Consider the following 13,392-nt stretch of genomic DNA (forward strand, 5'->3'; position numbering starts at 1 on the left):
GCCGCTACGAGGCCAGTTCGATGTGGCGCGCGCTCTGCACCCCCGCGTAGCGCTGCGGGCTGCAGGTCAGGATGATCACCTGCCCGTCGCCGGCCACCGCATCGAACACCTCGGCCATCCGGGTCAGCCGCTCGGCGTCGGTGAAGCCGAGCGCGTCGTCGATCACCACCGGCACGCTGTCCTCCTTGGCGACCAGCGCCGCCCCGGCCAGCCGGGCCACGATGCCCAGCTGTTCCTTGGCGCCACCGGACAGCGATTCGTAGGGCACCGTGCGCCCGGACAGGGTGCGCTGGCCGATGCGCAGCGCACTGTCCACGTCGACCTCGAAGGTCTCGCCGAACACGATGCGGCCCAACCGTTCCACCTCGGTGCGGAACGGATCGACGTAGCGCGACCTCATGGCGTCGCGGTGCCGGCCCATCACGGTCCGCAGCAGCTGGGCGGCGCGGGCCCGGCGCTGCACCCGCCCGTAGTCGGCGCGGGCCCGTTCGCGTTCGGTCTCGGCGGCATCGAGCCTGCCCTTGCGGCCCTCGGTGCCGAACACCTTCAGCTGCGCGGCGACCTCGCGCAGGGCTTCGGCCGCCTCGTCGTGGCGGGCGGCGGCGCTCGTGGCCGCGCGTTGCGCCTCGTCGAGGCGCGTGGCGACCTCCTGCGGGGCGTGGCCGGCCAGCTCCTCGGTGAGCCGGGCAACCTCTGCCGCGGCAGCGGCCGCCGCGTCGGCGTCGGCCTGAGCCGTGACGGCCAGCTGGTCATCGCTGGCCGTGGCGCGGACCTCGGCCAGCCGGCGCCCCGCGGCGGCGAGTTCCTCGGCCACGACGGCGAGCTTCTCGCTGATGCGCGCGGCCCGCAGTTCGCGTTCGGCCACCAGCGTGGCGGCGGCTTCGGCGACCTTGGTGTGGGTCTGGCAGTCGAGGAGAGCCTGCTGGTGGGCCGCGGTGGCCTCGAGGAGCTCCCGCCGCTGCGCGGCGGGGTCCTGCACCGCGGCGGTGGTCGCGTCGAACAGGCCGTCCTCGGCCGGGAGCCGGCTCCGCACGTCGGCCAGCCGGGCCCGCAGCGCCTCGAGTGAATCCTCGGCGGACAGTGCGCCCAGGATCGCCCGCACCTGCTTGCCCGCCGCCTGCAGTTCCTGCCGGCGGGCGTCGAGCGCCCGGGCCGCGTCGAGGTCGGGCACCCCGGCTTCGCGCAGTACGGCGCCCAGCGTCTCGGTCGCGCGGTCCAGTGCCGCCTGGGTGCTGGTGGCGGTGGCGCCGGCCACCACGCGCACCGTCAGGCCGCCCGGAAGGTCGAGTTCCGTCGCGCCCGTCACCGTCGCCGACCAGCTCTGGCCGGGCTGCAGGGTCACCGCCTCGCCGTCCACCGCGACGTCCACGTCGGCGGCCGCGATCATCTCGATGCGGGCCGAGGTCAGGTCGACGGCCGAGGCGGCGCGGTCGACGGCGGCGGCCGCCTTCTCGATGGTCGACATCAGCTCGGCGGTGAGCGTGATCTTCGCGAGATCCCTTGTGGTGGAGTCGAGTTCGCGCTGATGACGCTCGATGGTGGCGATCCGCGCGGCGAGGCGATCGGCGTCCTCGCGGTCGGCCAGCAGGGCCACCGCGGCGTGCGCCGCGTCGACGCGCTGCTTGCAGGCCTCGAGCAGCGTCCGGGCCTGCTGCGCCGTCTCGTCGGCGGCCACCCGCATCTCGCGCGCGGTGTCGGCGTCGTCGGCGGCGGTCTCCGCCTCCTGCTGCAGGCGGGTGACGGCCGCGGTGCGCTCGTCGATCTCGGCGCGCGTCCGCCGCCGCTCGGTGAGGGCCGCCAGCGATGCGGCATACGTGGAGTCCGCCGCCCCCGCGCGCACCCTGGCCTGGGCGAGCTCACCGGTCAGTACGGCGATCGCCTCGGCCGCGGTGCGCGCTGCCGTGAGTTCAGCCGCGGCAGCGGTCTTTTCGGTGGCCAACGCGGCCAGGTCGCCGGTGAGCGTCGCATGCCGGCGGACGGCGTCGTCGACCTCGGCGATCGCCGCGGCGCACCGGGCGACCTCCTCGTCGGCGCTGCGCAACCGGGTGGTGGCGGCCAGCCATTCGCCGGTGGGCCGCCCGGTCGCGGTGAAGTAGCGGCGGTACTCCTCGTCGATCCGGTCCACCAGCAGCGCGTCGACCGGGCCGGCCCCGGCGACGGGCGTCTCGTCGACCTGGCCGGCGACCACGTCCAGCGCCCGCGACAGCGCGTTGCAGCCGGACAGATCGGTCGCCGACGTCGACGCCGACTGGATGACCCGCTGCGCCTGCCACAGGTCGAGGTCGACGGTCTCGGCGAGAATCGCGCGCACCCGGTCGTGCGCGTCGTCGCCGGTGAGCTGTTCACGCCGCGGCGCGAGCACGGTCAGTTCCGTCTCGGGCTTCTTGTGGAAGCGTTTCCTGTAGACGAAACGATAAGGACCCGTGGAGATCTCGGCCGTCACCTCGGCGCCGACATCGGCGTGAGTGGGCTTGACCTGCTTGACGTCCTTCTTGGTGGACCGGTCCTTCGATTCCAGCAGCAGATCCAGCGCCTCGAGCATCGACGACTTGCCGATCTCGTTCGCGCCGCTGACGACGATGACCCCGCTGTCGGGAAAGCTGATGTCACGGTGGGTGATTCCGCGGTAGTTGGTCAGCGTCAACCGGTGCAGCTTCACGCTGCTCCCCCCTCGGTCAGGCGCAACAGAAGGGCCAGCGCCGCGCGTGCGTCCTCGGCGCCCTCTCCCGAGGTGCGCGCGGTGGCGACCAGTTCGTCGACCGCGGCGGCGGCGAACCCTCCGATGCCCAGGCCGTCGAACTCCCCGTCGGCGGGCATCACCGCGATGTCGGTCTGCCTGTCCCACGGCACCAGTGCGGCGAACACCCGGGCATAGCGGTCCAGGCAGACGTCCAGGGCCGCCTTGTCGGTGACGGTCAACGACCCGGTCAGCCCGAGCCGGATCACCGTGCGTTCCTTGTCCGGCATCAGGTCGAGATTGATGTCGAGGTCGGCCACGTCGCGGCGGGTGTCCACGCTGTGGCGCATCGACACGAACCGCCACGTGCCGACCCGGCGCGGATCGACCCGCACGGGCCTGCCGGTGTCGGACTCGTCGATGTCGACGACCAGCACGTTGCCCGGATCCGGTTCGACGTCGTCGAAGTTCGTCACCTCCGGCGCACCGGAATACCACACCCGCCCCGAGGAACCCACCTCGAACACAGAATGCTTGTCGCCCAACGCGACATAGTGCACCGCGCCGCGATCCAGCGCCGCCTCCAGCGCGGCCAGCCCGATGAGCGACGCCCGGTCCTTGTCCGGCACCAGGATGTCGACCGCGCCGTGCCCGACCACGATGCGCGTCACCCCGTCGCCGGGCAGACCGTCGAGCACCTGGGCGACCAGATCGGTGGTCGGGAACTTCGACGACCACGGCGCCGCGATCAGCTCCAGCCCCGGGCGCACCTGGTGGACGCCCGGCCGGTCGAGGACGATCACGTTGTCCGGGCGCTCGGCGGTGAACAGCGCACTGGTGTAGACCGACGCGGCGTCGAGCGGATCGTGGTTGCCGGGCAGCAGGTACACCGGCACCCCGATACCGCGCATCGCCTCGAGCGACTGGCTGACCTCCCGCGGGGCGAGCTGGTTGTGCTCGAAGACGTCCCCGGCGACCACCACGAACTCGGCGCCGGTCTCGGCGGCGAGAGGGCCCAGTGCGGTGACCGCGCCGCGCCGGGCCGCCGAATACCGGGGCTGGGCCTCACCGCTGAGAAAGTGCCGCGTCATGCCGAGCTGCCAGTCGGCGGTGTGCAGAAATCGCATCGGATGACCGTCCTTTCCGTCGTCGGCGTGGTCGCTGCGGGAAGTCTAGGGCGGGCCGCCGACAAGTCCCGGGACGCGCACCGGATGGACTACCGTTATCTGCGATGAGCGATCCGACACGCACCCTGGTGCTGCTGCGCCACGCCAAATCGGACTACCCCGACGGGGTGGGCGATCACGAGCGTCCCCTCGCCCCGCGCGGCGTCCGGGAGGCCGAGCTGGCCGGCGACTGGATCCGGGAACGCCTCGGAGAAATCGACGCGGTGTTGTGTTCGACGGCCACCCGGACCCGGCAGACCCTGGAGCGCACCGGAATTGCCGCGCCCGCACGGTTCTCGGGACGCCTCTACGAGGCGACGCCCGGCATCGTCATCGAGGAGATCAACGCGGTCGACGACGGCGTGGCCGCGCTGCTGGTGATCGGGCACGAGCCGGTGATGTCGTCACTGGCGCTCGGACTGGCCGAGGAGGACAGTGGCAACAGCGCTGTCGCGGAGAAGATCTCGGCGAAGTACCCGACGTCGGCGATCGCGGTGCTGCGCACCGCCGCGCCGTGGGGGCGGCTCGGGCTCGGCGGGGCCGAACTCGTCGACTTCCACGTGCCCCGCTAGGCGCGGGTGGCGAGCGTGAGCTCCATCAGCTTGATGGCCATGCCGCAGGCGTCGATGCCGGGAGCCTGCGGGTTGACCCACCAGCCCACCACTCCGGCGGCGTCACTGGCCACGCCGCAGGCGCCGTTGGGGTCGTTGGGCCGCATCACGAACGACTGGATGCCCGCGATCGACCGGTTCTCGATCTGGTAGTTGAGCTGCTGGGCGGTCTTGCGCTCGTTCTCGATGTCGCCCTGCTCGAACCAGAACCGGGTGATGTCGACCAGACCCGCCGGGTTGGCGGCCTGCCACCGGCACACCGCGCCGACGAACGTGCTCTGGATGTCGAGCGGATCCGCCCCGACCGTCTGGGCCAGGATGTCCTCGGTGAGGACCTCGCACTCCTTCAGGAGGTTCGGGTACTGGCGCTGCGAGTCGTTGTTGCGGGGCACGTCCCCGGAACCGGACTTGGCGGCGGTGCCCTCGACGGTCTGCGTGCATCCGGTCAACACGACCAGGCCCGCCAGCGCGGTGACCATTGCAGAGGCCGCCGCGGCCTTTCCCCGGCGCATGCTCATTTGGAGTTCACAATCGATTGGCGGGTGAGTTCCTTGGCCACGTCGCATGGATCCGGGAACGGCTTCTGGGCGTAGCTGATCGACCACTCGATGAAGTCGTCGTCGAAGCCGATGCCGATCTCGCACAGGTTGGTGCCGAGGGTCGGATCGTCGTTGGAGGCGATGAAGCCGTCGTGGCCCTCGATGTTGATGTCCTCGACGCTGGTCCTCGACAGTTCCTCGGTCTTGCGTTCGCGGCCGATCGGGCTGCCGCGGAACCAGGTGAACGAGAAGTGCGGGCCGACGATGGACCCACCGGCCAGCCACTGGCACCCCACCGAGTTCTGCGCCGTGTTGGTCAGTCCCTGCACCTGGGTCTGCTTGGCGATCTCCTCGTCGCTGATGCCGGCGCACTGCGGGAAGAACGGTCCGTGCTTGGCCGCCTGCGGCGGCGCGTCGGTCGACGGAACGGTCGGCGACGACGGCTGATCGTTCGAGCACGCCGCGAGCACGGGGATCATGGCCGCGGCAGCAACGACGGCCCTCATCGGCCGTCGGTGTCCACGCTGGCTTCCGGTCACGCCATGCACTGTAGCGGCAGGCTCCGGGGTCAACCACCGACAGGCCGATTGACCTGCAAGTTCAGCCGATTCTCAGGTGCGCCCGCCGGACGGGCACCGGCGTCGGCGGGTGTGCGACAGTAGCGGGATGCTCTTCGGCCTGCTCCGACGGCATACCCGTCCGTACCGCCCGCTGCTGGCGATCGTGGCGGCATTGCAGGTGATCAGCACGCTCGCCACGCTGTATCTGCCCACCGTCAACGCCGCGATCATCGACGACGGTGTCGCCCAGGGCGACCTGCGCCGGATCGTCGAACTCGGCGCGGTGATGCTCGGGGTGTCCGCGCTGCAGGTGGTGTGCGCGGTGGGAGCGGTCTACTTCGGCTCGCGGGCCAGCATGGGCGTCGGACGCGACCTGCGGTCGCTGATCTTCCACCACGTCACCGGTTTCTCGGCCGAGGAGACCGCGCGCTTCGGCGCTCCGTCGCTGCTCACCCGCACCACCAACGACGTGCAGCAGATCCAGCTACTGGTGCAGTTGACCGCCACCATGCTGATCACGGCCCCGATCATGTGTGTGGGCGGCATCGCGATGGCGGTGCACCAGGACGCGGGGCTGTCGTGGCTGCTGCTCGTCAGTGTCCCGGTGCTGGCGCTGGCGAACTACTGGATCGTCTCGCACCTCCTGCCGATCTTCCGTCGGCTGCAGCGGCTGATCGACGGCATCAACCGGGTGATGCGCGAACAGCTCACCGGGTTGCGGGTGGTGCGGGCATTCGCGCGGGAAGGCTACGAGCGCAACCGTTTCGCCGAGGCCAACCATGCGCTGGCCGACGCCGCGATCGAGGCCGGACGGTGGCAGGCGTTGATGCTGCCGGTGACGACGCTGGTGATCAACGTCTCGAGTGTCGCGCTGATCTGGTTCGGCGGCCTGCGCATCGACGCCGGCCAGATGCAGGTCGGTTCGCTGATCGCGTTCCTGTCCTACTTCATGCAGATCCTCTTCTCGGTCCTGATGGCGACGTTCATCCTGGTGATCATCCCGCGGGCCTCGGTGTGCGCCGAACGCATCACCGAGGTGCTGTCCACCCGGTCGGCGATCACCACTCCGGCCGCCGCGCTGACACCGGAGACGATCACCGGCGAGGTCCGGTTCGACAGCGCGACGTTCAGCTATGCGGGGGCCGATCGGCCGGTGCTGCAGGATGTTTCGCTGACCGCGCGCCCGGGCAGGACCACCGCCATCGTCGGGTCCACGGGGTCGGGGAAGTCGACACTGGTGTCGCTGATCTGCCGGCTCTACGACGTCACCGACGGCGCGGTGCGCGTCGACGGGGTCGACGTGCGCGACCTGGACATCGAGACACTCTGGGCGGCGATCGGCCTGGTCCCCCAGCGTGGCTACCTCTTCTCCGGCACGATCGCCGACAACCTGCGCTTCGGGAAGTCCGATGCGACGGACGACGAGATGTGGGCGGCGTTGCGGGTGGCCGCGGCCGACGACTTCGTGGCCGCCCATCCCGATGGTCTCGACCAACCTGTCGCGCAGGGCGGCATGAACTTCTCCGGCGGGCAGCGGCAGCGCCTGGCGATCGCACGGGCGGTGATCCGCAGACCCAGCCTCTATCTGTTCGACGACGCGTTCTCCGCGCTGGACGTGCACACCGACCGGACGGTCCGGTCCCGCCTGCGGGAGGTGTCCGCGGGAGCGACGGTGATCATGGTGGCGCAACGCATCTCGACGGTCGCCGAGGCCGATCACATCGTCGTCGTCGACGACGGGCGGGTGGTCGGCGCCGGCACCCACGACGAGTTGATCGGTTCCTGCGAGCCCTACCGGCAGTTCGCCGATTCCCAGTCGGTGGGGACGGCATGAGCGGACCGCTGGCCCGTTCCATGCGGATGGCTGAACCCCCACAGGCCCGCTCACGCGATTTCACGGCCTCGGCGCTGCGGCTGCTGAGGCGGCTGACGCCGCACCGCGGACTGGCGATGACGGTGATGCTCTTGGGAATCGGCGGCATCGCGATCGGTGTCATCGGCCCGCGGATCCTCGGGCATGCCACCGACCTGCTGTTCAACGGGGTCATCGGCCGGCAGCTACCCGCGGGACTGACCAAGGAGCAGGCCGTCGAGGCGGCCAGGGCGCGTGGCGACACCACGTTCGCCGACCTGCTGTCGGGCATGAACGTGGTACCGGGACAGGGCGTCGACTTCGGTGCGGTGGCCCGCACGCTCGCCTTGGCCCTGGGGCTGTATCTCGTTGCCGCGCTGATGGTCTGGCTCCAGGCACGGCTGCTCAACGTCGTAGTTCAGAAGACGATGGTGGCGCTGCGCTCCGACGTCGAGGACAAGGTGCACCGGTTGCCGTTGCGCTACTTCGACTCACGGCAGCGCGGCGAGGTGCTCAGCCGGGTCACCAACGACGTCGACAACCTGCAGCAGTCGCTGTCGATGAGCATCACCCAGCTGCTGACCTCGGTGCTCACCGTGGTCGCCGTGCTGGTGATGATGCTGACGATCTCCCCGCTGCTGACCGTGCTCACCGTGGTGACGGTTCCGTTGTCGCTGTGGATCACGCGGTCGATCGCTCGGCGGTCGCGCCGGTTGTTCGTGGCGCAGTGGACCAACACCGGAAAGCTCAACGCGCACATCGAGGAGACCTACAGCGGTTTCACCGTGGTCACCACCTACGGTCACCGCGCGCTGGCCGAGGAACAGTTCCGCGAACTCAACGACGACGTGTACCACGCGAGCTTCGGCGCGCAGTTCCTGTCGGGCCTGGTCTCCCCCGCGACCAACTTCGTCGGCAACCTGAGCTACGTGGCGGTGGCGGTGGTCGGCGGCCTGCAGGTGGCCACCGGGCAGATCACGCTCGGCGGGATCCAGGCGTTCATCCAGTACGTCCGCCAGTTCAACCAGCCGCTCACCCAGATCGCCGGCATGTACAACACGCTGCAGTCCGGGATCGCCAGCGCCGAGCGGGTTTTCGATCTGCTCGACGCCGAGGAGGAGCCGCCGGCGTCGCTGCGCGAGCTTCCCGCCGGCGGGCCGGCCGGCGGCCGCGTCGAGTTCCGCGACGTGTCGTTCGCGTACCGTCCGGGTGCGCCGGTGATCGAGGATCTCTCGCTGATCGCCGAGCCCGGCACCACGGTCGCCATCGTCGGGCCGACCGGCGCGGGCAAGACCACGCTGGTGAACCTGCTGATGCGGTTCTACGACGTCGACGCCGGCGCGATCCTGCTCGACGGTGTCGACATCACCTCGGTCAGCCGCGCCTCGCTGCGGTCCCGCATCGGCATGGTGCTGCAGGACACCTGGCTGTTCGCCGGCACGGTCTACGACAACATCGCCTACGGGCGTCCCGACGCCGACCGCGACGAGGTCATCGAGGCGGCCACCGCGGCGTACGTCGACCGCTTCGTCCACACGCTGCCCGACGGTTACGACACCCGCATCGCCGACGGCGGCACCAACATCAGCGCGGGCGAGCGTCAGCTCATCACGATCGCGCGCGCCGTACTGGCCCGGCCGCAGCTGCTGATCCTCGACGAGGCCACCAGTTCCGTGGACACCCGCACCGAGGTGCTGATCCAGCACGCGATGGCCTCGCTGCGCCGCGACCGCACCAGTTTCGTCATCGCGCACCGGCTTTCGACGATCCGCGACGCCGACACGATCCTGGTGATGGAGTCCGGCCGGATCGTCGAACGCGGAACGCACGCCGAACTGATGGCCCGCCGCGGGGAATACTGGACGATGATCCAGGCCTGAGTGCCGATCGCCGGATTAAGCGATGTGCTTCCGGCAGCATGACGGTATGACCCGGACCGTGCACACGTTCTGTCGGTACTGCCTGGCGTCCTGCGGGGTCGAGGTCACCGTCGACGGCAACCGCGTGCTGAAGATCTCGCCCGACAAGCAGAACCCGCACACGTGGCGCGACTTCTGCGCGAAGGGCCGCACCGCGGCAGCGCTGGTCGAGCATCCGCGCCGCATCGTCGCCCCGATGCGGCGGGTCGGCGACGACTATGTCGAGGCGACCTGGGAGGAGGCCATCGCCGACATCGCAGCCCGGATGACCGCGGCGATCGACGCGGACTGCCCCGACGCCGTCGGGGTGTACTACGGCAACCCGGCCGGCTTCTCGTCGTCGAACATCATCTTCATGAACGGCTGGCTCGACGCGATCGGCACACAGAGCCGGTACTTCGTCGGGTCCATCGACCAGAACGCGATGCACGTGGTCGCCGAGGCCATGTACGGCTCCATGCTGATGGCCCCGGTCTCCGACATCGACAACTGCGACTACTTCCTGCTCGTCGGCACCAATCCCGCTGTGAGCGCCTGGAACTGGCTCGAGACGGTGCCCGGCGGCTGGCGGCGGGCACTCGACCGGCAGGCCCAGGGCGCCACGATCGTCGTGGTCGACCCGCTACGCACCGAGTCGGCCGCCAAGGCCGATCTCCATCTCCCGGTCCGGCCGGCGCAGGACTGGGCGCTGCTGCTCGGGATGATGAAGGTGATCTTCGACGGTGGTCTGGAGCATCGGCAGGACTGCGCCGACCTGGCCACCGGAGTCGAGGAATTGCGCGCGCTGGCCGCCGAGGCGGATCTCGACGACCTGGCGCTGCGGTGTGGGCTGCCGCGGGCTCAGATCGAGACGGTGGCACGCGATTTCGCTACCGCGCGGGCCGCGATGGTGGTCACCCGTACCGGCGTGTCGATGCACCTGACCGGCACCGTCGGGGAGTGGCTGGGGCATGCGCTCAACGTGATCACCGGACGCATGGACCGTCCCGGTGGTCGGCGCTACGAACCCGGCTACGTCGACACGATCCGGATGTCGAGCAGGATAGGCGCCAGCGCGCACCGCAACCGGCTGTCGGGGCGGCCGATGGTGGCCGGCGGGCACGCGCTGTCGGAACTCCCCGCCGAGATCACCACGCCGGGAAGGGGTCGGATCCGGGCGCTGCTGATCAATTGCGGCAATCCGGTGGTGTCGGGCCCGGACGGGGCTGCGCTCGACAGGGCGCTGGCCGACCTGGATCTGCTGGTGGCGATCGATTTCGTGCAGCGGGAGAGCCACCGGCACGCGCACTGGCTGCTGCCGGCGGTGCACTGGCTGGAACGCGATGACCTGCTGGCGTTCACGAGCAACATGCACGACGAGCCGTACGTGCAGTACGGCGCGAAGGCCGTCGAGCCCCCGCCGGGTGCGCGTCAGGAGTGGCGCATCTTCGTCGACCTCGCGATCGCCATGCGCCGTCCGCTGTTTCGCGTGCCGGGTCTCAACACGGTCATCCGCGCCACCCGGAGGGCCGCCCGCCTCTCGGGCGTCCGCGGGCTGGAGTTCGGTCCGCAATGGATCGACCGGCTGGTGCTGGCCGCGAGTCGAAAGGTCAACGGCCGCAGGCTCCGATGGCGCGACGTGCGCGCCCACCCGCACGGTTGGGTACTGGGCCCGCGGGAGTTCGGGCACTTCCGCGGCGCGCTGCGCACCCCGGACCACAAGGTTCGCCTTGCGCCTGCCGAGTTCGTGGCCCGCGCCCGCGACCTGCTCGCCCGACCGCCGGCCGATCCCCCGTCGGAGTTCCCGTTCTCGCTGGCCAACCGACGCCGCAGGCACTCGATGAACTCCTGGCTCAACGAGTTGCCGGGCCTGCATCCCTCGGGCAAGGGCACCGACGTGGTGATCCACCCCGAGGACGCGCGTCGCCTCGGCATCACCGACGGCGACCGGGTCCGCGTCACGTCGCGCGTCGGTCGGATCGAGCTCACCGCGTCAGTCGACGACGAGCCGCGGCCCGGCGTGGTGATCATCGACCACGGCTGGGGCTCAAGGGTTTACGATCCGCGCGGCGGCACGCCCGCCGAGTCCTTCGGCGTCAACCGCAATCTGCTGGTCGATGCCGAGCCGGTGGATCCGCTGTCGCAGACCCCGGCGCTGAACTCGACGTTCGTGGCCGTCGAGAAGGTGGATCAGACCTGAGGACCCGACGAGCGCAGGTCGTCCACCTCACGCATTGCGTCACGCAGCTTGCCGAGCCATTCGTCGGCGTGTTCACCGACCAGGCGCACCGACCACGCCAGCGCATCCGAGCGTGACCGGGCCACGCCGGCGTCGACGAGGGTGTCGAGCACCTGGCGTTCGGGCTGACGGAGCCGGGTCATCACCGGTACCGCGATGTGGGTGAACAGGATTCGCTCGTCGCCGACCGTCACGCCCCAGGCCACCTTGCGGCCGTAGCGCGCCTCGGCCTCGTCGGCGATGCGCATGCGCTCACCGCGGGTCTGTTCGCGGAATCGTGCGGCGCGACCGGACGCGCGGGCCTCGCTGTCGGGCTCGCCGTCGGGTTCGGGGAGGCGGCCGACGACGGTGATCTCCTCGCGGTCGACGACGACCTCGGGGTCACCGGCGAACCATTCGGTGGGCAGGCGGCCGGCGAACCACTCGGCGGCGTCACGGGCATCGGGTTGGTCGGCTTGCTGCCAGCCGCCGGAGCGGCCCGACCTACGGCTGTGGGGTTGGTGTCTCATGATTACATGCTTACACCGTTGCAGTCGCGGGAATGCGGTCGTTCACCGACGGCGAAAAGGGGAAACTCTCGCTGGGCCGCCGCGGCAGCCTCCCGACGGTTGCGACGCATTTCAGCTAAGGATTTTCGCGCCAGATCGGGGATCAAGGCACAGCAGAAGTGTAGAGTTGGCCCCTAGCCAGCAACCAGACACAGCCCGCGGCGGTCTGATTGCCGGCATCTGCAGTGACAACGGGGGCACGGGGTCAACATGCACAACCAACCTCACACCGACGCCACCGCCGGCGACTTCGTCATCAACACGACGGATCTCCAGGAGGTCGAACACTCGCTGAGCGCCCTGTTCGGGAACATTCGTCTCAGCACATCCCAGCCGCATGACAATGCCCGCAGCCGGATGTGGCGCAGCTACGTCGGCCCGCTGGCGGTCGACGACGCGGAGTTCGCATTCGGCATGGACTTCGTGATGGAGCCACCGGAAAGCGTGCTGCTGTGTCGGGTGCGGTCCGGGGTGCTCGAAGACATGTCCTGCCGCAAGGACAGTCACCAGTACGGAACGGGCACAGTCGTCGCCTTCGGTGCCGTCGAGGGGCGCCCCTTGATCGGCAGGACCGAGCAGCCGCGTTACCACGTGCTGACGTTGCCCCGCCGCTGTCTCGCCGAGGCCGCCGGCGACCTCGACGCCCCGACCGCTCACGTCGCGGCGCTCACCAGTTCGCGGCCGTTGAGTCCGGCGGCCAACGACCATCTCGTCGACGTGATCGACCACATCCGCCACAGTGTCCTGAGCAATCCTCGCGCGGCGCGCGAACCCTTGGTCGCCGGCGCCGTGACGCGCTATGTGGCGGCCGGCGTGCTTGCGACCTTCCCCAATACCCTCAACGGTGCGCCGTGTACGGCCCGCGACGACGACAACCACGATGCGCTTCGGCGTGCCACCGCCTTCATCGAAGACCACGTCGGCGAGGACATTTCGCCCGCCGAAATCGCCGGCGCGGCACGTGTGTCGCCGGGCACGCTGGGTGAATTGTTCCGCCGGCACCGTGAGGTCACGCCTGTGCAGTATCTCCGGCAGATGCGGCTGCACAACGCGCATCACGAGCTCGTCCGCACAGATCCGGGGACGGGTTCGGTGGCCGATATCGCTCACCGGTGGGGGTTCTGGCATCTCGGCCGCTTCCGGTCTCTCTACGCCCGCACCTACGGCACCACCCCGGACTCCACCCTCGATCGCTAGGGTGCGTCAACCCCGTTTGATCACCACTGCGCGCACCGGCGGTCGATTTCCTTTGCCATCATCCCAGGATGCCGGCGCGACTCGGCATAGGGTGAGGACACCAGA

10 protein-coding genes are annotated in these 13,392 nt (G+C 70.0%); 5 read left to right on the forward strand and 5 right to left on the reverse strand.

The window, feature by feature from the left end; all coding sequences use genetic code 11:
* Nucleotides 1-4 precede the first annotated feature (4 nt).
* On the reverse strand, nt 5-2,659 hold the full coding sequence (locus MCHLDSM_RS30100; RefSeq protein WP_048473466.1) for an AAA family ATPase: 2,655 nt from the start codon (nt 2,657-2,659) through the stop codon (nt 5-7).
* Nucleotides 2,656-3,804 carry a metallophosphoesterase family protein gene (locus tag MCHLDSM_RS30105; RefSeq protein ID WP_048473467.1) on the reverse strand — a complete coding sequence of 383 codons (1,149 nt, stop codon included), beginning with the start codon at nt 3,802-3,804 and terminating at the stop codon, nt 2,656-2,658. Before MCHLDSM_RS30105 ends, MCHLDSM_RS30100 begins: the two co-directional genes overlap by 4 nt.
* A gap of 104 nt (nt 3,805-3,908) precedes the next feature.
* On the opposite strand from MCHLDSM_RS30105, the gene MCHLDSM_RS30110 reads away from it, so the two are divergent.
* Nucleotides 3,909-4,415 carry a SixA phosphatase family protein gene (locus tag MCHLDSM_RS30110; RefSeq protein WP_048473468.1) on the forward strand — a complete coding sequence of 169 codons (507 nt, stop codon included), beginning with the start codon at nt 3,909-3,911 and terminating at the stop codon, nt 4,413-4,415.
* Here MCHLDSM_RS30110 and MCHLDSM_RS30115 read toward each other — a convergent pair.
* Both MCHLDSM_RS30115 and MCHLDSM_RS30120 read right to left on the reverse strand, forming a co-directional pair.
* Complete coding sequence (locus MCHLDSM_RS30115; protein ID WP_109788982.1) at nt 4,412-4,972, reverse strand: DUF3558 domain-containing protein; 561 nt, start codon at nt 4,970-4,972, stop codon at nt 4,412-4,414. The two genes, MCHLDSM_RS30110 and MCHLDSM_RS30115, sit on opposite strands and share 4 nt — an antisense overlap.
* A complete protein-coding gene (locus MCHLDSM_RS30120; protein ID WP_048473470.1) occupies nt 4,969-5,541 on the reverse strand; it encodes a DUF3558 domain-containing protein in 573 nt (190 codons plus the stop codon). The genes MCHLDSM_RS30115 and MCHLDSM_RS30120 overlap by 4 nt, the downstream gene beginning before the upstream one ends.
* Nucleotides 5,542-5,659: 118 nt before the next feature.
* On the opposite strand from MCHLDSM_RS30120, the gene MCHLDSM_RS30125 reads away from it, so the two are divergent.
* From MCHLDSM_RS30125 to MCHLDSM_RS30135, 3 genes are read left to right on the forward strand one after another with little or no spacing between them, the layout of a single operon-like run.
* Nucleotides 5,660-7,387 (forward strand): ABC transporter ATP-binding protein, encoded by a 1,728-nt coding sequence (locus tag MCHLDSM_RS30125; protein WP_048473471.1) that lies wholly within the window; start codon nt 5,660-5,662, stop codon nt 7,385-7,387.
* Complete coding sequence (locus MCHLDSM_RS30130) at nt 7,384-9,285, forward strand: ABC transporter ATP-binding protein (RefSeq protein ID WP_048473472.1); 1,902 nt, start codon at nt 7,384-7,386, stop codon at nt 9,283-9,285. Before MCHLDSM_RS30125 ends, MCHLDSM_RS30130 begins: the two co-directional genes overlap by 4 nt.
* A gap of 46 nt (nt 9,286-9,331) precedes the next feature.
* The gene (locus tag MCHLDSM_RS30135) at nt 9,332-11,503 is read left to right on the forward strand and encodes a molybdopterin-containing oxidoreductase family protein (RefSeq protein WP_048473473.1); all 2,172 of its coding nucleotides are present in this window, start codon (nt 9,332-9,334) and stop codon (nt 11,501-11,503) included.
* Here the strand turns inward: MCHLDSM_RS30135 and MCHLDSM_RS30140 are convergent.
* Nucleotides 11,494-12,051, reverse strand: coding sequence for an ATP-binding transcription factor AbmR (locus MCHLDSM_RS30140; protein WP_048473474.1), 558 nt, complete (start codon nt 12,049-12,051; stop codon nt 11,494-11,496). The genes MCHLDSM_RS30135 and MCHLDSM_RS30140 overlap by 10 nt on opposite strands.
* A 249-nt stretch (nt 12,052-12,300) precedes the next feature.
* On the opposite strand from MCHLDSM_RS30140, the gene MCHLDSM_RS30145 reads away from it, so the two are divergent.
* Nucleotides 12,301-13,287 carry a helix-turn-helix transcriptional regulator gene (locus MCHLDSM_RS30145; protein WP_048473475.1) on the forward strand — a complete coding sequence of 329 codons (987 nt, stop codon included), beginning with the start codon at nt 12,301-12,303 and terminating at the stop codon, nt 13,285-13,287.
* Nucleotides 13,288-13,392: the final 105 nt, after the last annotated feature.

Origin of the sequence: Mycolicibacterium chlorophenolicum (assembly GCF_001044235.1) — a bacterium.
Lineage (GTDB): Bacteria > Actinomycetota > Actinomycetes > Mycobacteriales > Mycobacteriaceae > Mycobacterium > Mycobacterium chlorophenolicum.

Excerpts from the sequence above, each read along its gene's own strand:
- MCHLDSM_RS30105 (WP_048473467.1), bottom strand. The coding sequence starts at position 3,804 with ATGCGATTTCTGCACACCGCCGACTGGCAGCTCGGCATGACGCGGCAC.
- MCHLDSM_RS30145 (WP_048473475.1), top strand. The coding sequence starts at position 12,301 with ATGCACAACCAACCTCACACCGACGCCACCGCCGGCGACTTCGTCATC.
- MCHLDSM_RS30110 (WP_048473468.1), top strand. The coding sequence starts at position 3,909 with ATGAGCGATCCGACACGCACCCTGGTGCTGCTGCGCCACGCCAAATCG.
- MCHLDSM_RS30125 (WP_048473471.1), top strand. The coding sequence starts at position 5,660 with ATGCTCTTCGGCCTGCTCCGACGGCATACCCGTCCGTACCGCCCGCTG.
- MCHLDSM_RS30115 (WP_109788982.1), bottom strand. The coding sequence starts at position 4,972 with ATGAGCATGCGCCGGGGAAAGGCCGCGGCGGCCTCTGCAATGGTCACC.
- MCHLDSM_RS30140 (WP_048473474.1), bottom strand. The coding sequence starts at position 12,051 with ATGAGACACCAACCCCACAGCCGTAGGTCGGGCCGCTCCGGCGGCTGG.
- MCHLDSM_RS30135 (WP_048473473.1), top strand. The coding sequence starts at position 9,332 with ATGACCCGGACCGTGCACACGTTCTGTCGGTACTGCCTGGCGTCCTGC.
- MCHLDSM_RS30130 (WP_048473472.1), top strand. The coding sequence starts at position 7,384 with ATGAGCGGACCGCTGGCCCGTTCCATGCGGATGGCTGAACCCCCACAG.